29 protein-coding genes are annotated in these 26,241 nt (G+C 71.2%); 17 read left to right on the plus strand and 12 right to left on the minus strand.

Going from position 1 to position 26,241, the window contains the following annotated elements:
• Positions 1 to 14: 14 nt before the first annotated feature.
• On the minus strand, positions 15 to 389 hold the full coding sequence (locus tag FHX46_RS14655) for a MerR family transcriptional regulator (protein WP_167114601.1): 375 nt from the start codon (positions 387 to 389) through the stop codon (positions 15 to 17).
• Positions 390 to 481: 92 nt separating this feature from the next.
• On the opposite strand from FHX46_RS14655, the gene FHX46_RS14660 reads away from it, so the two are divergent.
• Positions 482 to 1,687, plus strand: coding sequence for an MFS transporter (locus FHX46_RS14660; RefSeq protein ID WP_167114604.1), 1,206 nt, complete (start codon positions 482 to 484; stop codon positions 1,685 to 1,687).
• 107 nt (positions 1,688 to 1,794) lie between these two features.
• The gene (locus FHX46_RS14665; RefSeq protein ID WP_167114607.1) at positions 1,795 to 2,130 is read left to right on the plus strand and encodes a hypothetical protein; all 336 of its coding nucleotides are present in this window, start codon (positions 1,795 to 1,797) and stop codon (positions 2,128 to 2,130) included.
• 621 nt (positions 2,131 to 2,751) lie between these two features.
• On the opposite strand, the gene FHX46_RS14675 is transcribed toward FHX46_RS14665, so the two are convergent.
• Positions 2,752 to 3,330, minus strand: a complete 579-nt coding sequence (locus tag FHX46_RS14675; RefSeq protein ID WP_167114608.1) for a helix-turn-helix domain-containing protein — start codon at positions 3,328 to 3,330, stop codon at positions 2,752 to 2,754.
• A gap of 124 nt (positions 3,331 to 3,454) precedes the next feature.
• Between FHX46_RS14675 and FHX46_RS14680 the strand changes: the two genes are divergently transcribed.
• Together FHX46_RS14680 and FHX46_RS14685 are read left to right on the plus strand one after the other, a co-directional pair.
• On the plus strand, positions 3,455 to 4,423 hold the full coding sequence (locus tag FHX46_RS14680) for an NAD(P)/FAD-dependent oxidoreductase (protein ID WP_313886143.1): 969 nt from the start codon (positions 3,455 to 3,457) through the stop codon (positions 4,421 to 4,423).
• Entirely contained in the window at positions 4,423 to 5,622 is a 1,200-nt protein-coding gene (locus tag FHX46_RS14685; protein ID WP_167114611.1) for an MFS transporter, read from the plus strand. The genes FHX46_RS14680 and FHX46_RS14685 overlap by 1 nt, the downstream gene beginning before the upstream one ends.
• A 449-nt stretch (positions 5,623 to 6,071) precedes the next feature.
• On the opposite strand, the gene FHX46_RS14690 is transcribed toward FHX46_RS14685, so the two are convergent.
• Positions 6,072 to 6,269 (minus strand): hypothetical protein, encoded by a 198-nt coding sequence (locus FHX46_RS14690; protein ID WP_167114614.1) that lies wholly within the window; start codon positions 6,267 to 6,269, stop codon positions 6,072 to 6,074.
• Positions 6,270 to 6,770: 501 nt separating this feature from the next.
• Between FHX46_RS14690 and FHX46_RS14695 the strand changes: the two genes are divergently transcribed.
• Positions 6,771 to 7,748, plus strand: a complete 978-nt coding sequence (locus FHX46_RS14695; protein WP_313886144.1) for a hypothetical protein — start codon at positions 6,771 to 6,773, stop codon at positions 7,746 to 7,748.
• A 254-nt stretch (positions 7,749 to 8,002) separates the two neighbouring features.
• On the opposite strand, the gene FHX46_RS14700 is transcribed toward FHX46_RS14695, so the two are convergent.
• Positions 8,003 to 8,434 carry a GDSL-type esterase/lipase family protein gene (locus FHX46_RS14700; protein ID WP_390622621.1) on the minus strand — a complete coding sequence of 144 codons (432 nt, stop codon included), beginning with the start codon at positions 8,432 to 8,434 and terminating at the stop codon, positions 8,003 to 8,005.
• On the opposite strand from FHX46_RS14700, the gene FHX46_RS14705 reads away from it, so the two are divergent.
• Positions 8,404 to 8,565, plus strand: coding sequence for a hypothetical protein (locus tag FHX46_RS14705; protein WP_167114620.1), 162 nt, complete (start codon positions 8,404 to 8,406; stop codon positions 8,563 to 8,565). The genes FHX46_RS14700 and FHX46_RS14705 overlap by 31 nt on opposite strands.
• Before the next feature lie 75 nt (positions 8,566 to 8,640).
• On the opposite strand, the gene FHX46_RS14710 is transcribed toward FHX46_RS14705, so the two are convergent.
• Complete coding sequence (locus FHX46_RS14710; protein ID WP_167114623.1) at positions 8,641 to 9,513, minus strand: NmrA/HSCARG family protein; 873 nt, start codon at positions 9,511 to 9,513, stop codon at positions 8,641 to 8,643.
• 135 nt (positions 9,514 to 9,648) lie between these two features.
• Between FHX46_RS14710 and FHX46_RS14715 the strand changes: the two genes are divergently transcribed.
• The gene (locus FHX46_RS14715; RefSeq protein ID WP_208400153.1) at positions 9,649 to 10,095 is read left to right on the plus strand and encodes a MarR family winged helix-turn-helix transcriptional regulator; all 447 of its coding nucleotides are present in this window, start codon (positions 9,649 to 9,651) and stop codon (positions 10,093 to 10,095) included.
• Between the two features lie 15 nt (positions 10,096 to 10,110).
• Here FHX46_RS14715 and FHX46_RS14720 read toward each other — a convergent pair whose 3' ends face one another.
• On the minus strand, positions 10,111 to 11,013 hold the full coding sequence (locus FHX46_RS14720) for an aminoglycoside phosphotransferase family protein (protein ID WP_167114629.1): 903 nt from the start codon (positions 11,011 to 11,013) through the stop codon (positions 10,111 to 10,113).
• Between the two features lie 286 nt (positions 11,014 to 11,299).
• Between FHX46_RS14720 and FHX46_RS14725 the strand changes: the two genes are divergently transcribed.
• The gene (locus FHX46_RS14725; RefSeq protein WP_243871274.1) at positions 11,300 to 12,292 is read left to right on the plus strand and encodes a zinc-binding dehydrogenase; all 993 of its coding nucleotides are present in this window, start codon (positions 11,300 to 11,302) and stop codon (positions 12,290 to 12,292) included.
• On the opposite strand, the gene FHX46_RS14730 is transcribed toward FHX46_RS14725, so the two are convergent.
• Genes FHX46_RS14730 through FHX46_RS14740 form a run of 3 tightly spaced genes read right to left on the minus strand, consistent with a single transcriptional unit; the run spans position 12,289 to position 15,130 of the window.
• The gene (locus FHX46_RS14730) at positions 12,289 to 13,395 is read right to left on the minus strand and encodes an aminotransferase class V-fold PLP-dependent enzyme (protein WP_167114632.1); all 1,107 of its coding nucleotides are present in this window, start codon (positions 13,393 to 13,395) and stop codon (positions 12,289 to 12,291) included. The genes FHX46_RS14725 and FHX46_RS14730 overlap by 4 nt on opposite strands.
• The gene (locus FHX46_RS14735; RefSeq protein WP_167114635.1) at positions 13,392 to 13,799 is read right to left on the minus strand and encodes a RidA family protein; all 408 of its coding nucleotides are present in this window, start codon (positions 13,797 to 13,799) and stop codon (positions 13,392 to 13,394) included. The genes FHX46_RS14730 and FHX46_RS14735 overlap by 4 nt, the downstream gene beginning before the upstream one ends.
• Entirely contained in the window at positions 13,796 to 15,130 is a 1,335-nt protein-coding gene (locus FHX46_RS14740; protein WP_167114638.1) for an aspartate aminotransferase family protein, read from the minus strand. Before FHX46_RS14740 ends, FHX46_RS14735 begins: the two co-directional genes overlap by 4 nt.
• Positions 15,131 to 15,300: 170 nt before the next feature.
• Between FHX46_RS14740 and FHX46_RS14745 the strand changes: the two genes are divergently transcribed.
• The 7 genes from FHX46_RS14745 to FHX46_RS14775 are packed head-to-tail and all read left to right on the plus strand — an operon-like array spanning position 15,301 to position 22,241.
• On the plus strand, positions 15,301 to 16,548 hold the full coding sequence (locus FHX46_RS14745; RefSeq protein WP_167114641.1) for a M20 family metallopeptidase: 1,248 nt from the start codon (positions 15,301 to 15,303) through the stop codon (positions 16,546 to 16,548).
• On the plus strand, positions 16,541 to 17,356 hold the full coding sequence (locus FHX46_RS14750) for an IclR family transcriptional regulator (RefSeq protein ID WP_167114644.1): 816 nt from the start codon (positions 16,541 to 16,543) through the stop codon (positions 17,354 to 17,356). Before FHX46_RS14745 ends, FHX46_RS14750 begins: the two co-directional genes overlap by 8 nt.
• Positions 17,353 to 18,141: an SDR family NAD(P)-dependent oxidoreductase gene (locus FHX46_RS14755; RefSeq protein WP_167114647.1), complete on the plus strand. Its 789-nt coding sequence runs from the start codon at positions 17,353 to 17,355 to the stop codon at positions 18,139 to 18,141. The genes FHX46_RS14750 and FHX46_RS14755 overlap by 4 nt, the downstream gene beginning before the upstream one ends.
• A 42-nt stretch (positions 18,142 to 18,183) precedes the next feature.
• Entirely contained in the window at positions 18,184 to 19,140 is a 957-nt protein-coding gene (locus FHX46_RS14760; protein ID WP_167114650.1) for a thiamine pyrophosphate-dependent dehydrogenase E1 component subunit alpha, read from the plus strand.
• Positions 19,133 to 20,116, plus strand: coding sequence for an alpha-ketoacid dehydrogenase subunit beta (locus FHX46_RS14765; RefSeq protein ID WP_167114651.1), 984 nt, complete (start codon positions 19,133 to 19,135; stop codon positions 20,114 to 20,116). The genes FHX46_RS14760 and FHX46_RS14765 overlap by 8 nt, the downstream gene beginning before the upstream one ends.
• An 8-nt stretch (positions 20,117 to 20,124) precedes the next feature.
• Positions 20,125 to 20,931 carry an acetoacetate decarboxylase family protein gene (locus tag FHX46_RS14770; RefSeq protein ID WP_167114654.1) on the plus strand — a complete coding sequence of 269 codons (807 nt, stop codon included), beginning with the start codon at positions 20,125 to 20,127 and terminating at the stop codon, positions 20,929 to 20,931.
• 5 nt (positions 20,932 to 20,936) lie between these two features.
• A complete protein-coding gene (locus tag FHX46_RS14775; RefSeq protein WP_167114657.1) occupies positions 20,937 to 22,241 on the plus strand; it encodes an MFS transporter in 1,305 nt (434 codons plus the stop codon).
• Positions 22,242 to 22,389: 148 nt separating this feature from the next.
• On the opposite strand, the gene FHX46_RS14780 is transcribed toward FHX46_RS14775, so the two are convergent.
• Both FHX46_RS14780 and FHX46_RS14785 read right to left on the minus strand, forming a co-directional pair.
• Entirely contained in the window at positions 22,390 to 22,932 is a 543-nt protein-coding gene (locus FHX46_RS14780; protein ID WP_167114660.1) for a GNAT family N-acetyltransferase, read from the minus strand.
• Positions 22,933 to 23,135: 203 nt separating this feature from the next.
• Complete coding sequence (locus FHX46_RS14785; RefSeq protein ID WP_167114663.1) at positions 23,136 to 24,089, minus strand: alcohol dehydrogenase catalytic domain-containing protein; 954 nt, start codon at positions 24,087 to 24,089, stop codon at positions 23,136 to 23,138.
• A gap of 281 nt (positions 24,090 to 24,370) precedes the next feature.
• On the opposite strand from FHX46_RS14785, the gene FHX46_RS14790 reads away from it, so the two are divergent.
• Both FHX46_RS14790 and FHX46_RS14795 read left to right on the plus strand, forming a co-directional pair.
• Complete coding sequence (locus FHX46_RS14790) at positions 24,371 to 24,601, plus strand: hypothetical protein (RefSeq protein WP_167096297.1); 231 nt, start codon at positions 24,371 to 24,373, stop codon at positions 24,599 to 24,601.
• Between the two features lie 45 nt (positions 24,602 to 24,646).
• The gene (locus FHX46_RS14795) at positions 24,647 to 25,354 is read left to right on the plus strand and encodes a trimeric intracellular cation channel family protein (RefSeq protein WP_167114666.1); all 708 of its coding nucleotides are present in this window, start codon (positions 24,647 to 24,649) and stop codon (positions 25,352 to 25,354) included.
• Positions 25,355 to 25,359: 5 nt separating this feature from the next.
• Here FHX46_RS14795 and FHX46_RS14800 read toward each other — a convergent pair whose 3' ends face one another.
• Positions 25,360 to 26,220: a dihydrodipicolinate synthase family protein gene (locus FHX46_RS14800; protein ID WP_167114669.1), complete on the minus strand. Its 861-nt coding sequence runs from the start codon at positions 26,218 to 26,220 to the stop codon at positions 25,360 to 25,362.
• Positions 26,221 to 26,241: the final 21 nt, after the last annotated feature.

The raw sequence follows: 26,241 nt of genomic DNA on the forward strand, positions 1-26,241 counted from the left end.
CCACACCGAAAACCTCAGTAGGAGGCTTGGATATTGCGGCGTACGGCGTCGAGGTAGTCGGTGATGGCTCGGTGGTTCTTGGTGAGGCATTCGATTTTTTTGGCCATGCGGTCGCGTTCGTGTTCGAGCGTTGCGACCATGTCTGGCGTGACGTAGGGCATGTGGATCGTGCGGGGGGTGTTCAGGCAGGGCAGGATCTGCTTGATGATCCGGGTGGGCAGCCCTGCGTCGAGCAGGCCTCGTACCTGGAGAACCCGGTCAACGACGTACTCCTCATAGTCCCGGTATCCGTTGGGCAGTCGATCTGACGCGATCAGTCCCTGCTCCTCGTAGTAGCGCAGCAACCTCACCGGAGTCCGCGTGCGTGTCGACAACTCACCGATCCGCATATCCCTCTCCTCGCCCTCTGTGGCTGGCGTCGTGTGACTCAGCGGACTCCGAATTGACCCTCACACCAATGTCACCCTTCGATCATAGGGCCATGACACGATCAGATGCTCTGCCGTCTCCCTCGATAACGAACGCCCGGCTCCCACTGGCGGGTCTTCTGGCTTTGGCCACCACCGGGTTCATCACGCTCCTGACCGAGACGATGCCCGCCGGGGTGCTTCCCGGGATGAGCCGAGACCTGGGTGTGAGCGAGAGCACTGCCGGGCAGAGCGTCACCGTCTTCGCGATCGGGGCGATCCTCGCCGCGATCCCGCTCACCAAGGCGACGATCGGGTGGCCGCGCCGACACTTGCTGCTGGTGGCGATCGCAGGACTCGCGATCGCCAACACCGTCACCGCGCTCTCCGAGAGCTTCGCACTTACGCTAGCCGCCCGGTGCCTCGGCGGCATCGTCGGCGGGTTGCTCTGGGCGTTGTTGGCCGGGTACGCGGTACGGATGGTTCCCTCACCTCAGCGCGGCAAGGCAATGGCGATCGCGATGGGGGGCGCAATCGTTGCCCTGTCCGTCGGAGTTCCTGCTGCGGCGTTTCTGTCCAAGCTCGTCGAGTGGCGATACGCGTTCGGGATCATGACCGTCCTCACGATCGCGTTGATCGTGTGGGTCATCGCGGCGGTGCCGAGCTTCCCCGGACAGCCCAAGGGCTCACGGCTCCCGCTAACCCGTACCATTCGCATTCCCGGCGTAGCGCCCGTGCTCTTCGTGACCCTCACGTTCGTGCTCGCCCACAGCATCCTCTACACCTACATCGCCCCGTTCCTCAAGCCGCTCGGCATGGCAGGTCAAGTCGACGCCGTGCTGCTCACCTTCGGCCTGGTGTCGCTGGTGAGCATCTGGATCGCCGGAGCGCTCGTCCATCGGCGCCTGCGCCTCCTCATGATCCTCGCGTGTGTGCTCTTCGCGACATGCGCGCTGCTGCTCGGCATCTTCTCCGGCGTGCCTTCGCTCGTCTACGCCAGCGCAGCGCTCTGGGGGCTCGCGTTCGGCGGCACCTCTACTCTGCTGCAGACCGCAGTCGCCGAAGCAGCAGGCGACGCCGGCGATGTCGCCCAAGCACTCCTCACCACCGGATGGAACGTCGGAATCGCCGGCGGTGGCATCATCGGAGGCATCGTCCTCAGTGGATTGGATGCATCCTGGCTGAGTTGGGTCACGCTCGCACTGCTCGTCCCTGCACTCGCCACTGTGCTCGCGGCACACAAAAACGGGTTCACCAAGGGAGAGCTCGGCAGTCGCTAAACCACCGCTGCCCCTGACTGAGCTTCTCTCGCGTACCAGCGCGCGGTGGTGCCGCACTCGGTCCGTGTGCCTGGTCTACAAGCGGGTTCACATGGCCGGAGCGCTATGTGACCAGCCCTGACGTGGCGATCTGCATCGGCTTGAGCGGTACGCACGTGCTCATCTGGAACCCGTTCGCCGGTGGCTGTTTCTGCGACCGAGTCGATTCGCAGGACTGCATGCTCGATGAGGCTGACCCACTGTTTGAGGGAGCGGTGGTGCCCCGGCCCAGCGCCCTGGTGTCCGCGGCGAGGCTCATCGACACGCAGCGGCTCGAACACCTGCCGCTGCTGTACGCAGGAGAGACTCCGGTGACGGCGGAAACCCGGCTCACGCCCGCCCAACAGCGCGCGGTCGACCGCGGCGGGCTCACTGAGGACGTCGCGCGGCGTCTGGCCGTCTAGGCGGCGCCTGCTTCACGGAGGCTCTGAGCCGCCCCATGACTCCACGACCAACAACTGGCGGCTTCTGGGCTCACCTTGGCGATACCTGCACTATTTCACCAGGCCGTGGTCGGCGACAGCCGCCAGGAACTCCTTCGTCTGCAACACGGGTGTGCCGCGCAGCGACGGATTCGACGGTGCGGGGTCGGCCAAGTCCGTGTACCTCGCGGACACGCGCTCAACCGCGGCCCGCATCTGCCGTTGCCGGTGTTCCTCCACGACCTGCGCGTACGGCTCCGGGATCTCACGCTGTCGTGGATGCCGATGAGCGTCGTCATACCCTCACGGCCACCGTCGAACCCATAGGTACCGAACCTCCAGCCCAGCTCACGCGCCGCCTTGCGCAACGCAGCCCGGATCAAGTCCAAGCCGCCCACGACAGCTCTGCACTCAGGTTCAGCCCAAGGCCCCGCGATCGTGCGTCCGACGTGCAAGCCGACGACCATGATCGATCTCAGCGCCAACCGCTGTACCGCTACTACTCAATCCCGATGATCCGCATGATCTGAGGACGCTGCTGGCCGCCTGTCGTCAAAGGACCATTTGATGACAATTGGATGGCGCCGTGAGAGTGCTTCTGCGTCAGCGTCGTGAGGTGCGGAGGTGGATCCGTTCGCCCTGCTTGCCGAAGAGGCTGAGTACTTCGACGCTGCCGCGTCCGGCGGCGCCGAACCAGTGCGGTATCTGGCAGTCGAACTCGGCTGCTTCACCGGCTCCCATAGTGAAGTCGTGGTCGCCCAATTTCACGCGGAGTTGTCCGCGGAGCACGTAAAGCCATTCGTAGCCCGCGTGGGTGCGCAGGTGGGGCTGTTCGTCGTGCGCGGGGATGGTCATCTTGTAGGCGCGTGGTTCTCCCTGTTGCCGGGATAGCGGGATCAGCACCCGGCCGTCTTTCTTGGTGGGTTGCTGCGGCACGCGCGGATCGACGATCCGTGGTGCGGCGACGATTTCGTCGAAGGGGATGCCGAGAGCCGCGGTGATCGGCAGGAGTAGTTCGAGGCTTGGCTTGCGCTGCGCTGATTCCAGCCGGGACAGCGTGCTCGTCGAGATGCCGGTGGCTCGTGCGAGGTCGGCCAGGCTGACGCCGTTCTTCTCGCGGGCGCGTCGCAGCCGGGGAGCGATCTGCTCGATCACGGCATCGACGCTCGGTTGATCGTCCATGGGATGCAGTCAACCAATGTGTCCCGGAATCAGCAACGGAAGTTGTTGAAGTCGGTCGAGCTCCCGGATCCTCGCGGTGGAGGTGATCCGAATGGATGCAACGACGCAGGTAACGAGGGGATCGGTGTCCGAGGCGCTGTGGGACAGCATCGTCGTCGGTGGTGGGGCAGCCGGGTTGTCGGCGGGGGTTGTGCTCGCGAGGGCACAGTTCGCGACGCTGGTCGTTGATGGTGGTGAGCCCCGAAACGGGCCCGCCGAGCACGTGCACGCGTACCTGACCCGGGACGGCATGGCCCCGAGTGAGTTCACGGCGACGGGGCGGGACGAGCTTGCTCGTTATGGCGGGACGCGTGTGCCGGCATCGGTGGTCGACACGCGCCGTGCGTCGGACGGCACGTTTGAGCTGCGGCTCGACGACGACCGCGCCGTGCGCGCTCGGTCGGTGCTGGTCGCGACCGGGCTGACCGATGAGCTACCCGACATTCCTGGGCTATCCGAACGGTGGGCTTCGCAGGTGCACCACTGCCCGCACTGCCACGGCTACGAAGTGCGGGGGCGCACCATCGCCGTAATCGGCAGCACGATGGGCGCGGTATCGACACATCTGGCCGCGCTGATGCGCCGCTACAGCTCGTCGGTGACGTACTGCATCAACGGCATCGAGGTCAGCGCCGCCCAGCGGCAGCGCCTCACCGCGTACGGCGTGCGACTGGTCGACGGGCGCGTCACGCGGATCGGCGCCAGCGCCGACACCGCGGGCGGGAATCCGGTCGCGATCGAACTCGACACCGGCGAGACGGTGACGTGTGAGGCCATCTTCGTGGCGCCCCGCCCAGCGCCCCGTACCGCGATCCTGACCATGCTCGGTGCGGCCACGGACCCGGTGAGCGGACTGGTTGTCGTCGATTCCCAGGGTGCTACGAACATCCCCGGGCTCTGGGCGGCCGGGAACGTGGTCAACCCCCGTGCCCAGGTCATCGCCGCCGCGGGCGCGGGCTCGGCTGCCGCCATGAACATGACCGGCTGGCTGCTCGACCAGGAGCTGTCCGCTGCCGTCTCCAGCCACCAGCCGCATGTCGGGGGTGTGAGCTGATGGTCAGCACCGACACCGAGAAGTCCCGAACCCGTCGCGGTGAACGACTGCCCATCGGCGTGTACCTGCTGGGCTTCAGCCTGTTCGCGATGGGCAGCGCGGAGTTCCTGCTGGCCGGCGTACTGCCCGAGGTGGCCGCCGATCTGGACGTCACGCTCTCCTCAGCCGGGTACCTGATCACCGCGTTCGCTCTCGCCGTCGTGATCGGCGGACCACCGTTCGCGGTGCTCAGTCTGCGCTGGCCTGGCCGCGCTGCGCTGGTGGCAACCCAGGGCGTGTTCGCCGTCGGCGTCGTCGTCGGACTTCTCGGCAACTACCAGGTTCTGCTGCTCGCCAGGGTGGTGATGGGTATCGCCTACGCGGGCTTCTTCGCTGTCGCGTCAGTGACCGCGATCAGCCTGGTGACCCCGGACCGCAACGCCCGCGCCTCCGGAGTCGTGGTCAGCGGGCTCAGCGTGGCCATGGTCGCCGGCGGTCCCGCGGGCACACTCCTCAGCCACTTCACCCAATGGCGCGGCGGCTTCTGGGCGGTGGCGGCCCTGACGGTCGCCGGGGTGATCGGCTGCCTGCTCGGCGTGCCCGCCGTCGGCTCGAACACCGACCGGCGCACCGCGCCGAGGGTGTCGCGGGAGCTCGCCACCATGCGAAAACCGATGCTCTGGGGCATCTACGCGATCACGATCCTGACCACGGCGGCATACATGATCACGTTCAACTATCTGGCAGCCATGCTCGCCGATATCACCGCCATCCCCCAGGTCTGGATTCCGGCGATCCTCGCGCTGTTCGGGGTCGGCGCCTTCGTCGGTCTGTCCATCGGCGGGCGCATCTCCGACCAGCGCCCCCATCTCGCACTGCTCACGGGCGCATCGGCGATCGTGATCCTGTCAGTCGTGATGGTTGCCGCGATCCACCAGGTCTGGGCAGCGGCGCCAACGGTCTTCCTGCTCGGCATCGCCGCGTTCGTGCTGAACCCCGCCATCTACGGACGCGTCTTCGCGCTCGCAGCCGATGCGCCGATCCTCGCCGGTGCCACCACTGTGTCGGCATTCCAACTGGGCATCAGCAGCACCCCCGTCCTCGCAGCCGCCTCACTCACCCAAGGCACCGTTCTCACGTCGGTCTGCTTGATCGGGGCCACCCTCGCTGCGACCGCTATCCCGCTCATTCTCCTTGACCGGGCACGACAAGTCCGCTGAACGTAAGCATGGCGGCTGACACGACCTCAGCCGCCATGCGTTCGGCCCCTGCTGATCAACGCGCTGGCAGAATTCCCGTCACGGCGCGAGCGGCGGAGGCGCCTGTGCCGGTCAAATTCCGTACCGAGGATCAGCGTGCCCGCTACGGCCGGTTCAACACTGACCCTGACCGAACCCAGTTGGGCGGATTCTTCCACCTCGAGCCACCGCCCGCGCCACGCGATGACATGCAACGGCGCCCGCAAGCAACTCGGCTGGGCCGTCCAGTTGGGTGCGGTGCGGTTTCTCGGCACGTTCATGGAACCGAAGGATCTGAAGGGCTAGACCGAACGCGCCGTGGAAGCCATCCGAGCCGAAGGCAAGCGCCCCGCCGCCGCCGACATCGCCCGACTCCCACCGCTCGGGTTCGACCACTTTCGGCTCACCCTGGTGACCATCACGGTCGACCATCACCCGGCGGCGTCCGATCCACCAGCGACGGCCGGCATCCGGCGAACCTGCTCGTGCGACACGTCGGAGAAGGTCGCGATCCGCCGCAGCCCCCACCCCTCGTCCCGCGCGGACACCATCGCCGACGCCAGCGCCGACAACGTCACCAGCTTCTTCGTCTGGACATTGATCGGTTCTGCCGGGAGTTGGTGGATCATCCGCCTGCGGTGCGGTCGCGGACGTTGGCGGGGTTGCGGGAGATGCTGGACGAGACCAGGCCATCCAAGCTCTCCCGACCACCGTGGCCTGCGGAAACCCTGTGTTCCGCTCCTCCTGGACCCCCCAGTTGGGGCGCCGCCGGAGGTCTTCGAACCGGCCCTCCCGTTCCTACTCCCCGGCATCCGGTGCGTTTCGTCACGGTGACGACCGCCCAGTTTTCGCCTCCGGCACGAGGTTGACGAGGGCCCGCGATAACCGTGATTATCGCGAGAGCCTGCTTGATCTAGATAACGAACTCTAACCTAGGATTGAAGTAAAGAAACTAGAACTGATAGCCTGCGGTTATGCCGGAAACACCACCCCCACCGCGCCGGGACGCCGCGGGGAACCGTGAGCCGATCAGTGATCCGGGGTTGTGCCGGTACTGCCGGCGCCATCCGCGGAAACAGCCGGGACCACGCGGTGGCCGGCCGGGGGAGTACTGCACGACGGTGTGGGCGGTGGACGACCGTGGCCGGGACGTGACGTGCGCTCGGCTGGACGAGGCCGAGCAGGTCTCGTTCGCCGCTTACGGGCCGGCGTTGCCCGGTCTGGACGTGGCGGCGGTGGGCCGGGACGTGAGCCGGGCGCTGGCGGAGATCACCCCGCTGCAGCGGACCCTCGCCACACTCGACGAGCGGCTCGACGCGGAGGTGGCGGACGCCCGGGCACGGGCCGCGCAGGCCGACACCGCACGAGCCCACGCGGAGGCCAGGGCCGAGGCCGCCGAGCAGCGCGCCGCCGATGCGGACGCGGCCGCGGCGGAGGCGGCGGAGCGGGCCTCCGCGGCGCAGGCGCGGGCGGACGAGGCCGAGCATCGGGCAGCGGCCGACCGGGCTCAGGCCCAGCGGGCCATCGCCGACCGGTTGACCGCCGAGGGCGAGATCCGGCAGCTGCGGGAACGACTCGACGAGCAGGCCACCGAGCAGCAGCGCGCGACCGAAACCGCGGCGGCCCGCATCGAGGAGCTCACGGCGGCGGCCGCGGCCCGCGGCAGCGAAGCGGAGGCCGCGCACGCCCGGGCGCGGCAGCTGGAGACGGACCTGCGGGACCTCGCCACCCAGCACCACGCCGACCTCGAAGAGCTGCGCACCCGGCACGAGCAGGCACTCGCCGCGGAGCGGGAGCGTCACCGCCAGGCGCACGACCAGTGGCAGTCCGAACGCGACGAGCAGATCGCCGGGCTCCGCGCCCAGCACGAGGCCGCACTGACCGAGGCCCGGCACCGCGCCGCCGAACTGGCCACGGCAGCGGCCCGGGCGGACACCGCCGCCACGGAGGCTCGCGCCGCCGCTGCGGCCGCCGGTCGCACAGCCGAAGCGACCGCCGCGCGGCTGGCGGCGGTGCGGGAGGGTGTGCTGGCAGCCCTGGCGGAGCCGGAGGCCGACCTGCCGGCCCGTCTGCGCGCCCTGCTCGCGCAGACGGCACCACCGTCCTGACTCCTACCCCGCTGGTGTCCGCCCGGCGCAGGTGGTGCGGCTGGTCGTGCACCTGCCGCCGGCGGGCTGGAGTCCGGCGGGCCGCGCTGGGCGGCCCACCGTCCCGGTGGAAACTCGCTCGCCCGAACAAGATCCTCGCGTGGGGTCGAATCGGAGTCGGGCTCCTCGAGCGCTCCACGATCCCCAGAGCCCGATGAGGAGGGGCTGCACACCTCCGGCGTGGTCGGCCGGGGCACCCGGGTGGGGGCTCGTGGTCAGGCCAGGAGTGCGTCAGCGACGGTGTGGGCGATGACCTGGGCTCCGGCGTCGTTGGGGTGGATGTGGTCGCCGCTGTCGTAGCCGGGGTGCAGGGCGGCGGGTGCGGCGGGGTCGCGGAGTGCCCGGTCGAGATCGGCGACCGCGTCGTAAGCGTCGTTGGTGCGGATCCACTGGTTGAGCCGCCGGCGCGTGCTCTGGGCTTCGGGGGTGTCGAACCCGGGTCCCGCTCCGGCGGCGCCGGCGAACGGGGTGACGGTCGCGATGATGGGCTTGATCCCGTGCCGGCGGGCGCGGGTGGCGAGCGCCGAGAGTGCGCCGATGAGGTCGGTGACCGGGAGCGCGGGCTCGTTCAGCATCCCGGGCAGGCCGATGTCGTTGAGGCCGAGCCCGCACCCGGATGGGCACCCGCCCGATCGACGACGCCGCACTACTGGAGCTGGCCCGCGCCGCCGTCGACGCCTTCCTGCGGATCTTCGGCCCGCCGGACACCACCGACGCGGGAACCGGCGTGTCCGCAGTGGCCGGTTCGGACGACCGGGCCCGCCCTGCCGGGAGTTAGGCCATCCGGGTGCGTTCGTCCGGCCCGGGTGACGATCCCCGGGCCGGACGAGCGTGTGCCCGTGGCCGTCGAAGGTCAGCGGGAGCCCGGCGTCCAGCCGCTGGTGCCGAGCCAGGACCGGAGGCTGGCGAGCGCGGGGTGGCGGCGGCGCAGGGCCGGCACATCGGCGCGGTAGCCCTCGCGGTCGAACCAGCCGAACATCGCGGCCATCTCCGTGCTGATCGCCTGCAGCTGTTCGATCGGCTGCTGCTCGTACCGGGTGGGGATACCGGTCACCTGGGCGAAGACCTCGGCCATCTGCGGCCCGGTGAGTTCGTCCCCGGCGAGCTCGATCTGCCGCCCGATCCAGTGCGCGGGGGCGTCGAAGGCGTCCGCGGCGAACACCCCGATGTCGGCGGTGGCGATCAACTGCAACGGAACCTCGGGCCGCAGCCACAGGCCCAGTACGAGCTCGCCGTCCACGAGCCGGGGGCCGACGTCGTGGAAGCCGTCGTAGAACATGGCCGGCCGCAACACGGTCGCCGGCAGGCCGAGTGCCTCGATGTGCTGCTCGACGTGCCACTTGCTGTCGAAATGCGGCACGCCACTGTCCCGCTCCGCCCCGCCCACCGAGCTGTACACCAGGTGTGCCACCCGCGCTCGCGCCGCCGCGTCGGCCACCGCCTTGCCCTGCCGTTCCTCCGCCGCGACCCCACCGGGTCCCTGGAACGTCTGCACGCTGAACACGCCCCGCACCCCGCGCATGGCCGCTACCAGCGACTCCGGGTCGTCCAGATCTCCGCGAACCAGCCGCGCACCCGCGGCGGCCAGTTCCCGCGCCGCGGGAGCCTCCGCATCGCGCACCAGTGCGTGCACGGTACGACCCCGCCGCAGCAGCTCCCGCGCCACCGCGCCGCCTTGCCGACCCGTGCCGCCGATCACCAGGATCGGCTCGTTGTTCTCCGACATCACACGCCTCCTCGAGTTGCTTGGTACGACAAGCATATTACTTGTTGTACCAAGTTTATGGATTGGGTGTGACGGAACACGGACTCCGACCGGTATGGTTGTCGTGCCAAGTAACGGGGGAGACGGGAGTTGCGCGTGGTCGAACAGGGCGAAATCAGCCGCGGTATCGCGGCCGTTGCCCGGGCACATCTCGCGGTGGCCGGGCGGCTCCTGCGGGAGTGTGGCCTCTACCCGGGGCAGGAGCTGCTGCTGATGCGGCTGTGGGAGAACGACCACCGGTCGCAGACCGAGCTCGCCCGGGCGCTCGACCTCGACCTGTCCACCGTGAGCCGGACCGTGCAGGCACTGGAGCGCAACGGATTCGTCGTCCGCGGCTCGTCGCAGACCGATCGCCGGTCGGTGATCGTCTCGCTCACTCCGGCCGGTCGCGGGCTACGCCCGGCCGTCGAGCGGATGTGGGCCGCGCTGGACACCGCCACGACCGCCGGACTGTCCGACCGTCAGCAGGCGGACCTGCTGCGCTTGCTGCGGCGCGTGGAACGCAACCTGCTCGACGCCGACAGCGCGTCCGCCGGCACCTGACCGCCGGCCTCCTGCCTACCTCAGGCCGTCTTGCACGACACGTTCGAGCGCTGCCCGGCCCGCTGGGCCCCACGCCGGTTTGCCGCCGGGCAGGCCGCGGTCTCCGTTCTGGCCCATGAGCATGAGGAACAGGCATTTCAGAGCAGCCACGCCGCGAGCGCGCCGGATCGTCGCCGCGTCCACCCGTGCGTACACGTCGAAGAACCGTGAGGCGGTGCCCGCGGGAAGGACCACCCAGGCGGCCGCGAGGTCCCACGCCGGGTCTCCGGCGAACATGTCACCGAAGTCGATCACGCCCGACAGCGTCCCGTCCGAGACGATCACATTGGCGGGATGGAGGTCACCGTGCACCCAGACCGGCGGCCCGTCCCACTCGGGCGCGGCGATCGCGTCCTCCCAGACGGCCCGGACCCGGTCGGCAACGGCGCCCGGGGAAACGGCTTGGAAGAAGTGATCGAAGCCGTCGGTGGACGCCCTGGGGTGAGCGCCGCGGTCCGGACTGACCGGCGCCTCAACCGGCGCCTCCACGTGCAGCGCCCGGAGGAAGCGGGCCAGGGTGTCGGCCGAGTGATCGGCGCGGGTGAGGGGAGTGGAGTCGAGTGGCTCGCCGGGAACCCACGTCATGATGGTCCAGGGTTTCGGGAAGCGCGTGGACGGTACGCCGGTGCGCACCGGGTTCGGGACCGGGAGCGGCAGGCGCGGGGCCAGGACAGGCAGCCACCGGCGCTCTTTGCGCTGGAGCTCCGGAGCACGTTCGGTACGCGGCAGGCGCACGACCAAGTGGTCCCCGAGGCGCCACTGCTGGTTGTCCCATCCGCCCGCTACTTCGCGGACGGTCAGCCCGGCGAGGTCTGGATGCTGCTCCTGAAGCAGCTCACGAACCAGGTCTGCGGTGGTCTCAATCCCGGCGGAAGCCATGCGAAGTGACAGTACAAGCTCCGGTGTGGACGGCGGGCCCGGCGTCCGGCTGCGAGGCGTCTCCAGCGCCACAGCAAGCCATCGGGTTGGGTGGTCGTGACCCGATGATCGGTCAGGTCACGCCGTCCTCGGCGAACAACCACGCCGACCTGGCCCGCGCCGACCTGGTCGCAGCGGCCGGCCGGGGCACCGGACGCGCAAGGACTTCAACATGTGAAAGTCCCGCACTGTGACCGAGTTCGCGATGGATCGCCGGTGTCCCGGCACCATCGCTAGCTTCGTGGACATGACAACGATGGTGGCGGTGGTGCACGAAGGTGAGACGGGGCTGACGGGTGTCCGGGCGGCCGAGGTCCCGGCACCGGAGCCGGGAGCGGGGGAGGTGGTGGTCGCGGTGCGCGCCGCCGGGCTCAACCACCGCGACCTGTTCCTCGTCGGCGCCCGCGAACCCGGCGACGCGCGCGTGGTGCTGGGTTCCGACGGAGCCGGGGTGGTCGTCGCCGCGGGCCCAGGTGCGGCCGTCGCCCCCGGCACCGAGGTCGTCATCAACCCGTCGCTGGACTGGGAGGAGCCCGACGAGGTCCCGGACGTGCCGGCGATCCTCGGCGTGCCGACCGACGGCACGTTCGCCGAGTACGTCGTCGTGCCGGCGCGCAACGTGGCGCCGAAACCGGCGCACCTGGACTGGGCCGAAGCGGCGGCTCTCCCGCTGGCCGCGCTGACGGCCTACCGGGCGCTGTTCACGCGCGGCGGGTTGCGTCCGGGCGCCCACGTGCTGCTGCCTGGCATTGGCAGCGGAGTGGCCACCTTCGCCCTGGCGATGGCCAAGGCGGTGGGGGCCACGGTCACCGTCACCTCACGCAGCGCCGAGAAGTGCCGGCAGGCCCGGGAACTGGGGGCGGACCACGCGATCGGCAGCGCGGAGGACTGGACCAGTGCGGTGTCCGAGCCGGTGGATCTCGTCGTCGACAGCGTCGGTTCCGCCACGTTCGGCAAGTGCGTCTCGGTGCTGCGCCCGGGTGGACGGCTGGTGTCGCTCGGTGCGACGACGGGACCGGACGTGCAGCTGTCGTTGCGGGACATGTTCTTCCGGCAGATCAGCCTGCTGGGCACCTCGATGGGCAGTGCGCGGGGGTTCGAGCGGATGCTCGCCCTGGTGGCCGAGCACCGGATCCGGCCGGTGGTCCACCGCACCTTCCCGCTGCCGGACGGTCCGCGTGCGCTTGCCGAACTGGCCAGGGGCGACCAGTTCGGCAAGCTGGTGCTGACCGTGGACTAGGACGAGCCGTGTCCGGTCGCGGCCGCGAGTGCGCGGACCGCGGCCGCGACGTCGGACTCGTCGTTGAAGTAGTGGAAACCGAACCGGACCCGGTCGCCGAGCGCAGTGGCGCGCACCCCGTGATCAGCCAGCGACCGCGCGATCCGGTTCGCGTTCGCGGTGGCCAGGACCACGATGTGCGAGCCCGGTCCACCGAGGACCCGGCGCAGGCCGAGCGCCGCCGCCTCGCCGGTGAGGAGCCCGGCCAGGCCGAGCACGTGCCGCTCCACCCGGGCCGGATCCACGGCGTGGAACAGGCGCAGCGCCGCGCCCGCACCGAGCCACGAGAACCAGGCCGGGGAGGCGTCGCACCGGGCGGCGTCCGGCGCCAGGTCGAGGGTCCCGCCGAAGTAGCCGTGCGGGGCGGCCGTCGACTTCCACCCCGGCGCCAGGGGCCGCAGGCCGGGTACCCGGTCCGGTCGCGTCACCAGCCACGCCGCGCCGCGCGGGCACAGCAGCCACTTGTAACCGTGCACCGCGAGGTAGTCCGGGCGCACGGCGGCGAGGTCGAACCGCAGAGCCCCGAGCGACTGGGTCAGGTTGACGAACAGGCGGGCGCCGACCCGGTCGGTCGCGGCGCGCAGCGCAACGAGGTCGAGCCGCTGCCCTTCCCGGCTGGTCACCTCGCTCACCGCGAGCAGCACCACCTCGTCGTCCAGGGCCGCGATCAGGTCCTCGACCCGGGTGGCGCCGTCGTCCCGCGCCGGCACGCTCACCACGTCGTGCCCGGCCAGCCACGGAAAGCGGTTGCTGCGGAAGTCCTGCTCGGCCACCACGACCCGGCCCCGGGGCAGCGACGCGGCCACCGTCGCGGCAGCTTCGGCCAGCGACGACATCGTGGTGACCGTGCCCGCGGGCACGCCGACGAGGTCCGCGAACAGCTGCCGCGCCCGCGCCGCGGCCCCGTCCCAGTCGAGCCAGTCGAACGCGCCGGACGACCAGCCCTCCAGCGCCTCCCGCATCACGGTCACCACGGGCTCGGCTCCCGGCGGCGCTCCCGGGGTGTCCAGCCACACCTGCTCGCGCAGCGCCGGGAACAGGCCCCGGAACTCCTCCGGTGTCATCGGGGCACCGCGGCCATCGCCTCGACCTCCACCAGGATGTCCGGCCTGGCCAGCGCGGCCGCCACGATCAGCGACTGGGCCGGCCAGTCACCGCCGGGGAACCAGCGGGTGAAGGTCTGTTTCACCACCGAGCGGAAACCGGGCAGGTGCTCGGTGCCGGCCACCATGCTGAACACCTTCACCAGGTGCTGCGGTCCTGCACCGGCCTGCGCGAGCAGCTGCTCCAGGTTGGCGAACACAGCCTCGGTCTGGGCCGCGGCGTCCTCGCCCGCCAGCGTGCCGTCCGGCTGCGCGCCGACTTGCCCGGAGATCACCACGAGCTCGTGGCCGGCCGGCACCTGAGCCAGGTGGCTGTACATGCCGATGGGTGCGGCGACGGTGCCCGGGGTCCAGCGCCGGATCATGCGTTCTCCTCGGTGTGTTCGGCAGCGGTGTTCGCCGTGGTCACGGTGTTCACGGTGGTGAGGACGTCGCGCAGCACGGCGAGAGCTTCGTCCGCCTCGGCGACGGTGACGGTCATCGGCGGGGTGACGCGCAGGACGTTGCCGTGCAGGCCACCGCGCCCGATGAGCAGGCCGCGGTCCCGCGCGGCGTCGAGCACGCCGAGGGTGGCGGCGACGGCGGGCTCACGGGTGCCGGGTACGACGAGTTCCACCCCGATCATCAGCCCCATTCCGCGGACTTCGCCGATCAGTGGGCAGTCTTCCGCGATCCGGCGCAGGCCCGCCATCAGGTGGTCGCCGACCTTGTCCGCGTTGGCCTGCAGGTCGTGCGAGAGCAAGTAATCGAGTGTGGCGACCCCGGCCGTTGTGGCCAGCGGGTTGCCGCCGGCGGTGGAGATCGAGTTCGCGCCAAGGCAGTCCATCAGCCCGGCCGGGGCGACGACTCCACCGATCGCGATGCCGTTGCCGAGGCCCTTGGCGAAGGTGATGGCGTCGGGAGTGGCGCCGAACCCGGGCATGGCGAAGAACGACCGGCCGGTGCGTCCCCATCCGGACTGGACCTCATCGGAGATCAGCAGGATGCCGTAGTCGTCGAGCACGTCCTTCATGGCGGGGAAGAAGCCGTCGGGCGGGGTGGCGAACCCGCCCGCGCCCTGCACCGGTTCGGCGAGCAGGCAGGCCACGTCCCCGGCGGTCGAGGTCTCGATGATCGTGCGCAGCTCCTCCGCGCACGCCGCGACGAACCCGGCGTCGTCGAGGTGGCCGAAAGGGCTGCGGTAGCGGTAGCCGCTGTGCACGTAGGTGACGGCGAGCGGGCTGAGCGCGGTGGCCGACCAGCCGCGGATGCCGGTGGCGGCGACTGTGCCGAACGAGCGGCCGTGGTAGCTGCCGCGCAGGGCGAGGACCTGGTTGGACCGGCGGTGCTGGGTGGCCAGCAGCAGCGCCGTCTCGACGGCCTCGGTGCCGGAGTTGACGAAGAAGACCTTCGGATCGTCCAGGCCGGACAGCTTCGCGATCCGCTCGGCGAGTTCGACCTGGCTGCGGATCAGGTAGAGCGTGGACGAGTGCAGCAGACGTCCCGCCTGCGCCTGGATCGCCTCGGTGATCTCCGGGATGTCGTGGCCGACCATGGTCGCCAGCAGGCCGCCGAAGAAGTCCAGGTACTCGCGGCCTTCGCCGTCGGTCACGCGCCGCCCCTCGCCGCGGACCAGTTCGATCGGCTCGTCGTAGTAGAGCTGCATCCAGGCGGGCATGACCCGCTGATGTCGTTGCCACAGCTCGGCGTGGGACACGGTTCCTCCTCGGGAGACGGGGACGCCTGCGCACGCTAGGTCGGGGCGCGGACCGATCCCACCGGCCCCACGGCCGAATTTCAGATAGTCCAAAAACGGGTTCAGTCTGATGCAATGGTCGCGGCCGAAGCCGCAGAGTGTCGGACCAGCCGACGAACAGGAGGTGACCAATGCCGCGACCGACCGACGCGCAGGTACTGGCCCGGGTCGACGCCGTGGCCGAGGACATGCTGTCGTTCCTCGCCGCCACCGTCCGCGAGCCCAGCGAGAGCGGGTGGGAGGACCGGGTGACCGGCCGGTACGCCGACTGGTTCGCCGCGCGTGGCTGGCCGCTGGTGCGGCAGCCCCTCGAGCCCACCGGGCTCGCCGCCGGCGAGCCGCGGCCGGCGGACCGGGAGAACCTGATCGTCTGGTACCCGCGGCGCCGCGGGCTGCCGTGCCTGGTCCTCAACGGGCACGTCGACGTGGTGCCGGCCGGTGACGAGCAGGCGTGGTCGCGCCCGCCGCACTCCGGGGCCAGGGCCGGCGGCAAGGTGCACGGACGCGGTTCGGTCGACATGAAGGGCGGCATCGCGGCCGGGCTGTACGCGCTGGCCGCGCTCGAAGACCTCCGCGCGGACCTGCCGTTCGACGTCGCGGTGCAGCTCGTCGTGGCCGAGGAAACCACCGGGGTGGGCACACGGGCCGCCGCGCTCGAGGTGCCGGACCCGGCGGCCGCGCTGGTGCTGGAGCCGACCGGCGGCGCGATCGTGCCGATCAGCACCGGCCTGTTGTTCTTCACCGTCGACGTCACCGGCGTCGCGGCGCACACCTCCGCCCCGTGGCGCGGGGTGGACGCGTTCGACAAACTGATCCGCGTGCGCGAGGCGCTGGCCGAGCTGGCCCGCAAACGCGGCGCGGCCTACCGGCACCCGCTGTTCGCCGACGTGCCCACCGCGATCCCCTTCGCGATCGGTACCGCCCGGGCGGGCAGCTGGCGCGCCGCGGTGCCCGACCACGCGACGATGTCCGGCCGGATCGGGCTCGTCCCGGGGGAGGCCCCGGCCGAGCTGCGGCAGGAGGTCGAGCGGGTGCTCGCCGAGGTCGCCGCCACCGACGACTGGCTGCGGGACCACCCGCCCGCCGTGCGCTGGGACCACGAGGGCCTGCCCGGCTGGGAGACGCCCACCGACCACGAGCTGGTCGCCGCGCTGCGGTCGGCGCAACGGGCCGCCACGGGGGAGGAGACCCTGACCGGCTTCACGGCCGGCTCCGACGCCGCCTTCTTCGGAGCGCGGGGGGTGCCGACTGCGATCTTCGGTCCGGGTGACGTCACGCTGGCGCACGCGCCGGACGAGTGCGTCGCCGAGGCGGACGTCGTGCGGGCGGCGAAGGTGCTCGCGCTGGCGCTGACCAGGATGGTGGTGCGCGGTGGGTGAGCAGCGCACCACGGTCCTGCACACGCTGGAGCGCGGGCTCCAGGTGCTGGAGGCGGTCGCCGCGGCCGACGGCGGCGCCACGGCGAAGGTGCTCGGGCGGCAGCTCGGCATCAAGATCGGCACCTGCTACCACCTGCTGCGGACGCTGGTCGCGAGCGGCCACGTGATCCGGCTGCCCGGCGGCTACTACGACGTCGGCCCGAAGGCCGCCTCGCTGAGCAGGCACCTGCAGCGGCGCTCCGGGCCCTCGCCCGAGCTCGCGGTCGTCCTGACCCGGTTGCACAACAAGACACGCGAGACGTCCTACATCTCGGGCTGGAACCACGGGACGCTGATCCTGCAGCACTACCTCGCCGGCCTGCACACCTTGTCGGTCGGCAACCTCGACGTCGGCTACACCGGCCACCTGCACGCGCGCGCGTCGTGCAAGGCCGTGCTGGCGTTCCTGCCGGAGGAGCAGGTCGCGGCGATGTTCGACGGCGTTCCGCTGGAGGCCGTCACGCCCTCCACCATCACCGACTTCGACGCGCTGACCGTGGACCTGGCCACGACCCGCAGACGTGGCTACGCCCTGGACCTCGAGGAGTTCAGCGCTGGCGTCTGTTGCGTGTCGGCGCCGTTCTTCGACGAGCACGGCACGCCGGCCGGGGCGTTCACGGTGTCCGTGCCGCAGCCGCGCTTCGTCGAGCGCCGGTCGTGGCTGATCGCGGAGGTGCGGGAGGCCGCGGCGATGGCGACCGGGTTGCTGCGCACCGGCCGGCTCACCGTGCCCTCGCCGGAGCCGCGGACGAACCGGGAGGTGTCATGAGGACCCTGGAGCGGGCGCGGGCGGTGGTCACCGGAGCGGGCCGCGGGATCGGGCGTTCGATCGCGGTGCGGCTCGCCGCTGCGGGCGCATCGGTCGCCGTCGTGGACACCAACCCCGGAACCGACAGCAGCGACAGCACCGACAGCGCTGGCGGGGCGGTCGCGGGACCGGTGGTTCCGGAGATCGCCGCTCACGGCGTGGACGCCATGGCCCTGCGGTGCGACGTCACCGATCCCGGGGCGGTCGAGGCCGCGGTGGGTGCGGTGATCGCCGCCTGGGGCGGGGTGGACGTGCTGGTCTGCAACGCCGGTGGCGGCACCGGTCCCATCCACGGCAACCGGGCGTCCGAAGTGGAGCTCGCCGAGCTGGAGAAGGTGCTGCGGCTGAACCTGTTCGGCACCGTCCACTGCTGCCGCGCGGTCGCCGGGCCGATGCGGCGGCAGCGGCACGGCAGCATCGTGACGATGAGCTCGGTCAACGGGCTGGCGGCCACCGCGGACGGCGGTTACGCGCACTACGGCGTCGCCAAGGCCGCGGTCGTGCAGTACACCCGCTACCTGGCGCGCGACCTCGGGCCGCACGGCATCCGCGTCAACGCGGTCGCCCCGGGACCGATCCGCACGGCCCGCCTGCAGGCCCGGTACGCCGAGGCGGGCGAAGACCTCGCTGGCGCCGGTGAACCCGATGACGTCGCCGCCGTCGTGGAATTCCTGGCCGGGCCCGGCGCCCGGCACGTCAGCGGACAGGTCGTCACCGTCGACGGCGGCCTGCCCCACTACGCCTGAACCTCGATTTTCCCCTGTGCGAAAAGGAGAGTGGGTACCCCCATGCCCGAAACAGCGGCACTGCTCGCCCATCTGGAGTCGATGCGGCGGATCCGGTCCTTCGAGGAGGAGGTGACCCGCCTGCGTGCGACCGGCGACATCGTCGGATCGGTCCACCTGTGCAACGGCCAGGAAGCGATCTACGTCGGCGCCTGCGCCGCGCTCGATCTCAGCCGCGACGCCGTGTTCCCCACCTACCGCGGTCACGGCTGGACGCTCGCCTGCGGAGCGCCGCCGCACGCGCTGTTCGCCGAGCTCCTCGGCCGCGCCACCGGGATCAACGGTGGCCGCGGCGGATCGGCCTACCTCTCCGCGCCCGAGTACGGGATGTACGGGGAGAACTCGATCGTGGGTGCCGGCGCCCCGATCGCGGCGGGCGCCGCTCTGGCCGCCACCTTCGACGGATCGGGCCGCGTGGCGCTCGCCGCGTTCGGGGACGGCGCGATGAACCAGGGCGCGGTGCACGAGGCGATGAACTTCGCCGCGGTCCGTGCGCTGCCCGTGATCTTCCTCGTCGAGAACAACCACTACTCCGAACTCACCCCGATCGCCGACATGGTGCGCGTCGACCGGTTGTTCAAGCGGGCCTCCGCCTACGGGATGCCGGGCGCGCGCATCGACGGCAACGACCCGGAGGCGGTGCGCCAGGCCGTCGCGGAGGCCGTCCGCCGGGCTCGTTCCGGCGCGGGCCCGGTGCTGCTGGAGGCGATGACCCAGCGGATCGTCGGGCACTACATCGGCGACGCACAGCACTACCGGCCCTCCGGCGACCTGGACGCGGCGCTCGCCGCGGAACCGATCGGACGGCTCGCCCGGGAGCTGCTCGGCCTCGGCGTCGCACAGTCCGAACTGGACGAACTCGAAGCGCGGGTGGCCCGCGAGATCGCCGATGCCTCCGCCCGCGCGCTGGCCGATCCCGTCGCCGACCCCACGACCGTTCTGGAGCACCTGTATGCCTGAGACGAAGAACCTGTCCTACGCCGAGTCGGTCAACGCGGCGCTGCGCCGCGCTCTCGCCGAACGCCCGGAGGCGCTGCTGTTCGGGGAGGACGTCGCCGCACCCGGCGGGGTGTTCGGCGTGACGAAGGGCCTGCGCAGGGAATTCGGCGACCGCGTGTTCGACACCCCGATCTCGGAATCGGCCATCCTCGGCGGCGCGGTCGGCGCCGCGATGTTCGGTCGCCGGCCGATCGCCGAGATCATGTGGGCCGACTTCTCCCTGGTCGCCCTGGACCAGCTCGTCAACCAGGCCGCCAACGTCCGCTACGTGTCCCGCGGGTCGCTGTCGGCGCCGCTGACCGTGCGCACCCAGCAGGGCAACGCGCCCGGGGCGTGCGCCCAGCACTCGCAGTCGCTGGAGGCGTTCTTCGCCCACGTGCCCGGGCTGCGGGTGTGCCTGCCCGCCACGCACCAGGACGCCTACGACCTGCTGCTGTCGGCGATCTGGTGCAACGACCCGGTGATCGTGATCGAGAACCGCACCCTGTACCACGCGGGCAAGCAGCAGGTCCAGCTCGGCGGGGACGTGCAGCCGGTGGGGGGTGCGGCGGTGCGGCGTCCGGGCCGCGACGTCACGGTGCTCACCTGGGGTGCGCTGCAGCACCGGGTGCTGGAGGCGGCCGGCCGGCTCGCCGGGGACGGGATCGAGGCCGAGGTGCTGGACGCCCGCTGGGTGCGCCCGCTCGACCTGGAGGCCGTGCTGGCAAGCGTGCGCCGCACCGGACGGCTGGTGGTCGCCCACGAAGCGCACACGGTCGGCGGGGTCGGTGGCGAGGTGCTCGCCGCCGTCGCCGAAGCCGGGCTGCCGCTGCGCTGCCCGCCGGTGCGGATCGGTGCGCCGGACACCCGCATCCCGGCCGCGCCGGGGCTCGCCGCGGCCGTCATCCCCTCCACCGAGGTGATCGCCGAGGCGATCACCAAGTCCGTCCGAGCCTAGGAGGATCCGTGACCGAACCCGTCGTCGCGATGCCCCCGTTCGCGCCGCTGTACGGCGTGGGCACCGAGACCGTGCAGCTGCGCTGGCTCACCGTCGAGTACCGCACCGACCCGGAGGTGCTGGCACGGCTGCTGCCCGCTCCGCTGGCGCCGGCGCCGGATCCGCTCGTCGCCATCTGGGTGGCCGAGTTCCTCGGGGCCGGGTTCCACCTGCCCGACGGCACCGTCGAACAGCGGCCGCCGTACCTGCAGGCCGGGATCAGCGTGCAGTGCCGCCGCCAGGACGAGGTGGGCGCCTATCCGCTCACCTTCTTCATCGAGGGCCTCAACCACGGCACTCTCGGGCGGGAGATCTTCGGGCTGCCCAAGAAACAGGCCCGCGCGGTCACCCTCACCGAGGACGGTGACGAGGTGACCGGCCGTATCGTCACCGCCAACGACATCGAGATCGTCACCGTGCGGGCCCGGGCCGCCACGCCCGGCGCCGCGCTCGACCCGATCCCGGAGTGGTTCGGCCACCACTTCGCGCTGAAGCTGATCCCGAGCGCGGAGGGCACCGGCTACGACATCAGCAGGCTGGTGCGCATCCCGTTCCGCACCTCCCGGCCGACCGGTGGGTGGGACGGCACAGCGGAGGTGACCGTGCGGCCGTCCGCCGCCGATCCCGTCCACCTGCTGCCGTGCCTCGAGGTCACCTCCGCCCGCTATGGCGGGATCCGCCTCGACATCGGTTTCGGCACCTATCTCGACCACGTCGACCACGTCCCCGTCGCGGGGACACCGGACTGGGGCAGCGTCGCCCCGTCAGGAAGGTGAACACCATGACCGTCCAGACCCAGCCGGCCACCGGCGCCCGGCACCGCATCACCTCGGTGCAGCGCAAGTCGATCGTGGCCGCCTGCATCGGCAACTTCATCGAGTGGTACGAGTTCGTCCTCTACGGGTACTTCGCGTCGACGATCGCGAAGCTGTTCTTCCCGGCCGGGGACCCGACGGCCGCGTTGCTGCTGACGTTCGCGCTCTTCGGGGTGAGTTTCGTGGTGCGACCGCTCGGCGGGGTGGTGTTCGGCTACATCGGCGACCGGCACGGCAGGCGCGCCGCGCTGTCGGCGATCATCCTGCTGATCTCGCTGGGCACCGCGCTGATGGCGCTCGTGCCGTCGTACGCGTCGATCGGTGTCGCCGCGCCGGTGCTCATCCTGGTGCTGCGGCTGGCGCAGGGCGTGTCGGCGGGCGGTGAGTGGACCGGTGCCGTGGCGTACGTGATCGAGACGGCACCGGCCGGCAGGCGGGCGTACTACGGCAGCTGGCAAACGATCACGATCGTGCTCGGCATGATGGTGGCGAGCCTGTCCGCGCTGCTGTTCAGCGAGGTGCTCCCGCCGGCCGCGCTGGAGTCGTGGGGCTGGCGGATCCCGTTCGTGGTCGCGCTGCCGCTGGGCCTGATCGGGCTGTACATGCGGTTGCGGCTGGACGAGACGCCCGAGTTCGCCCGGGTGGCCGCCACGGAGGGGCACGAACGGGCTCCGCTGCGCTCGACGCTGCGGCACGACTGGCGGTCGATCCTGCGCGTGGCCGGGCTGGTGTGCTCGCCGACCATGTGCACCTACGTGCTGCTGGTGTACGGCCCCACCTTCCTGGTGACCGAGCTGTCGGTGCCGCCGGCGCGGGCGAAGCTCGCCGGGTTCGGCGCGATGGTGGTCATGATGGTGCTGACCGTGGTGTTCGCCCGGGTGTGCGACCGGGTGGGGCGCAAGCCGTTCCTGATCGCCGGGGCCATCTGGGTGCTGGTGACCGCGCCGCTCGGGTTCCTGTTGCTGCACCGGTTGTCCTTCGGGTTCCTGGTGGGCGGTCTCGCCCTGGTGGTGATCGGCGAGGCGATGATGCTGGCGCCGCAGCCGGCGATCTTCGCCGAGCTGTTCCCGACCGCCCGCCGGTACAGCGGGGTCGGCATCGGCTACAACATCGGCGTGGTGCTCTTCGGCGGCGCCGGGCCGCTGGTGGCCACCGCCGTCGTGGAGGCCACGCGAAGCACCTACGCACCCGCGGGTTACCTGATGTGCGGCGCGCTGATCAGCCTGGTCGCCGCGTTCGTCACCCCGGAGACCCTGCGCGCCCGCTCCTGACCGCACAACGCCGGGCACCGGCCGGCCGCGCGCCGGTGCCCGGCATTCGCCGTACCCCCGCCGTCGAACAGATGCAGAAGCCCATGTTCATCGTGATCACGGCCGGGCAGCGCGGTTCGCTACGAGGCGACCGTCCTCGTTGCCGCCCTCAACGAGTGGTTCTGACGTACCGATTCGACGACAACTCGAACACCCGCACTCGCCGGCCGCCGGTGGGATTGACGGTCTCGCCGACCGGATGCATCCCCAGTTTGGTCGTGATCCGTTCGGAGGCGTCGTTGCCCACTTGGATGATGCTGACGATCCGCTCCAGCCCTCGCTCTTCGAACCCGAACCGTGCAGCGGCCGCAGCGGCCTCGGTGGCCAAGCCCTGCCCCCAGTGCGACCGTCCCAGCCGCCAACCGATCTCGACCGCCGGCAGTACCTCCGGCAAGTAGGCGGGCACCGAAAGGCCGGTGAACCCGGCCAGCTCGCCGGTGGACCTGATCTCCACGGCGAACAGGCCGAAGCCCTGTGACTCCCATTCGCTCTCCCACGCCAGGATCCCGTCGCGAGTTTGCTTCTCGTCACGGACACTGCCGTCGCGGATCCACCGCATGACCTCGGGATCGGCATTGACGGCAGCCATGGGCGCAACGTCTTCCTCGCGCCAGCGACGCAGGATCAACCGGGGAGTCTCCAGCGTGACCATCCGATCATTCTGGATGACAACGGGCTCCCTGCCATCCTGCACTTGGCACCTTCACTTGGCACCTTCGAAACCCCCGAAGCGCCACACGGCTGGGCATGGCCCGCGTCGGATTCCGCACGTGCCGGTGTGCGACCCGGATGACGCCAGCGACCAGCGGTCGCGGAACGTAGGAAATCCCGTGGCCCGCCGCAAGAGTGAGGTCGTCAGGGCAGCAGGATGACTTTGCCGAACTTGCCCGGGCCGGCCAGGCGGGCGTAGGCGTCAGCGAACTGGTCGAGTGGGAAGGCCGCGTCGATGGGTACCCGCAACCTCCCCTGCGCCAGCAAGGGCACCACGGACGTCCGGACGGTGTCGGCGAGGAGCGCCTTCTCGGCGTGTGAGCGCCCGCGGATGGTGGTGCCGATCAGCTGGGCGCGCGCGAGCATGAGATCGAACATTCGCAGCGGCGCCGTGGTGCCGGCCTGGACCCCGACGACGAGGACCTTGCCCCGGCTGCGGAGCAAGGCGACCCGCTGCAGGCAGTCCTGTCCGCCGACCAGTTCCACGATCACGTCGTACGGTGCGTGCGCGGTTTCCTGGTCGGGGGTTACGACGTCGATCCGGCCATCCGGGGCGAGTGCCTTCACGCGGTCATGGAGTTCGGGCCGGCGCACGCTGGCCACGGTGTGCGCGCCGGAGACCGCGGAGACCTGCACCATGGCCGTGCCCACCCCGCCCGCCGCGCCGCTGACCAGCACCCGGTCGCCGGCGCGGATCCCGGCCTGGGTGACCAGGGCGTCCCAGGCGGTGCTGAACGCCTCCGGGAAACCGGCGGCCTCCTGCCAGGGCAAACCGTCCGGCACCGGCAGCAGAAGATCGGCGGGGATGGCGATCCGCTCGGCGTGGCCGCCACCCCCGACCAGTGCCATCACCCGGTCTCCCGGTACGACCCCCGTGACCCCGGATCCGACCTGCTCGACCTCGCCGGCGACCTCCAGGCCGGGCACGTCGGCCGGCCACCCCGGTGGCGCCGGGTAGTCCCCCCGTGCCTGCTGCAGGTCAGCGGCGTTGAGTCCAGCGGCCCGCACCCGGACGACCACGGCCCCCGGTCCAGCGACCGGCTCTGGACGCTGCTCCAGCTGGAAGGTCTGTCGGGAATTGATCACTACGGTTCGCATGATCGCAATGTAGGCCCGCGGTGAGGCTGCCTGCGCCGGTGGTGGTCCACAGATCGCCCGTGGTGTCGATCACGAACGCCCACCAACTCGACAGGCAGTGGGCCAGGCGCCGATCGCACCGGGGGTACGGGCTCGCGGGACCGAGCGGGTGTTCGCGCGGCTGCGCGACCGCGTGGGCCGCAAGCCGTGCCTGATCGCCGGCGGCCGGCCGCGCGCCGGTGCCCGGCATCCGTCGTACGCTGCGGGTAACGTCCGGGCAGGACCGTGGACGGGGGTGACGGGTGCGGGCGAAGGATCAGCTCAGCCTCTTCGAGGCGCTGCCGTGGTTCGTGCCCGACGTGCCGGCGCCCTTTGCCGACGAGCGGCGAGCGCACCTGTTCGCCGATGAGCAGCCGTACCTGGGTTACCGGATCGCGCGCTGCGGCGAGCGCCGCCGCATCTGGACGGCGATCGAGCACGTGCCCGGTGGGGCTGCGGTTCCGCGCTGCGCCGACTGTCTCGCGGTGTCCTGATCGTCCGTCCACTGCGGAGTCCCCGGGCGGTTTAAGGTGCCCGGTATGGCGAGTGGGACAGCGGTCGAAACGATCAACCAGATCACGCGCTACCTCGACCTGGCGGGTGTGTTCGCCTGCGCGATCCTCGGTGGCGCGGTGGCCCGCAGCGAGCGGCTGGACCTGTTCGGGTTCCTCGTCGTGGGCAGCGTGTCCGGCCTGGGCGGCGGGGTCATCCGGGACACGCTGCTGCAGCACGGCACTCCCGTCGCCCTGACCGACTACGCCTACCTGCCCACGGCGCTGGCGGGTGCGCTGCTGTCGTTCGTGATCTCGATCAGCGAAAGCGCGTGGGACAAGTTGTTCACCGCGCTGGACGCGGCGGTCATCGGGTTCTGGGCGGTGACCGGGGCGCAGAAGACGCTGGCCACCGGCCTGGGCTGGTTGCCGGCGATCCTGCTGGGCACCACCACCGCGGTCGGCGGCGGGGCCCTGCGTGACGTCCTGCTGCGCCGGGTGCCGGCCGTGTTCGGCGGCAACGCCCTATATGGGACGGTGGCCGCCGCAGTGGCGGCGACCATGGTGGTCTGCAACTACCTGGGCGCGCCGCTGGTGGGGCTCGTTGCGGGGATCGTCGGGGCGCTGCTCTTCCGGGTCGCGGCGGTCAAGTTCGGCTGGAACCTGCCCAACGGCCTGGAGTGGCAACCGCACTCGCGGCTCGCCAGCGCGTGGCGCAGCCGGCGCCGGCGCCGCAACGCGCGCGCGGGCCGGTAACGCGGCTACAGGCCGAGCGCCGCCAGCGTGGCGGTGACCTCGCGCAGCGTGTCCCCGTCGAGTTCACGCAGTGGACGGGGCAGGACCCGGTTCCCGGTGAGGCCGGCACGGGTGGCCGCGGCGGCGAGGACGCGGATGGTGCCGTAGCGGGCGAACACGTCCCACAGCGGCTGCAGCCGCTCCGACTCGCCCGGGTCCCGCATGATCGCCTGCGCGATGTGCGGGAACAGCCCGGCGACCGCGGAGTACCAGGCGTCGCAGCCCGCGGCCAGCCCGGTGGCGGCCAGTGCGTCACCGCTGACGCCGATGGTCACGGTGTCCGGGATCAGCGCCCGCAACCGGTCGATGCGGGCCGTCGCCTCAGCCGGGTCTGCGGGCACACCGGGGATCTTGATGGACGCCACGCCCGGCAGGCAGGCGATCCGGCCGTGCAGCTCGTCGCTGAAGCGGAAGTGGGTGGTGCGCGGGTTGTCGTACACGCACAGCGGCACCGACAGTTCGCGCGTGACCTCCTCGTAGAGTGCGTACACCTCGTCGTCGTCGAGGACCTGGTAGCTCAGCGGTGCGAGCAGGACCGCGGCGACACCCGCGTTCTGGGCGTCCTCGGCCAGCGCGAGCACGTCCCGCGTGGCCAGCGCCCCGATGCCCGCCAGGACCGGGGTGCCGGCGGCCGCGTCGACGGCGATCTTCGCCGCCTCGGCCCGTTGCTGCCGCGTGAGGTACGGGGAGGCGCCGGTGGAGCCGAGGGCGCCGATCGAATCCACGCCGGCGTCCGCGAGCCGCGCGACGAGCCGCTCGTAGGCGGCCGTGTCGAGACTGTCGCCGGTGACCGGGGTGAGGGGGAAGGCGGACAGGCCGGTGAACATGGGCGTCCTCTCACAGGCGGA

The organism is Amycolatopsis viridis, from assembly GCF_011758765.1.
GTDB classification, from domain to species: domain Bacteria; phylum Actinomycetota; class Actinomycetes; order Mycobacteriales; family Pseudonocardiaceae; genus Amycolatopsis_E; species Amycolatopsis_E viridis.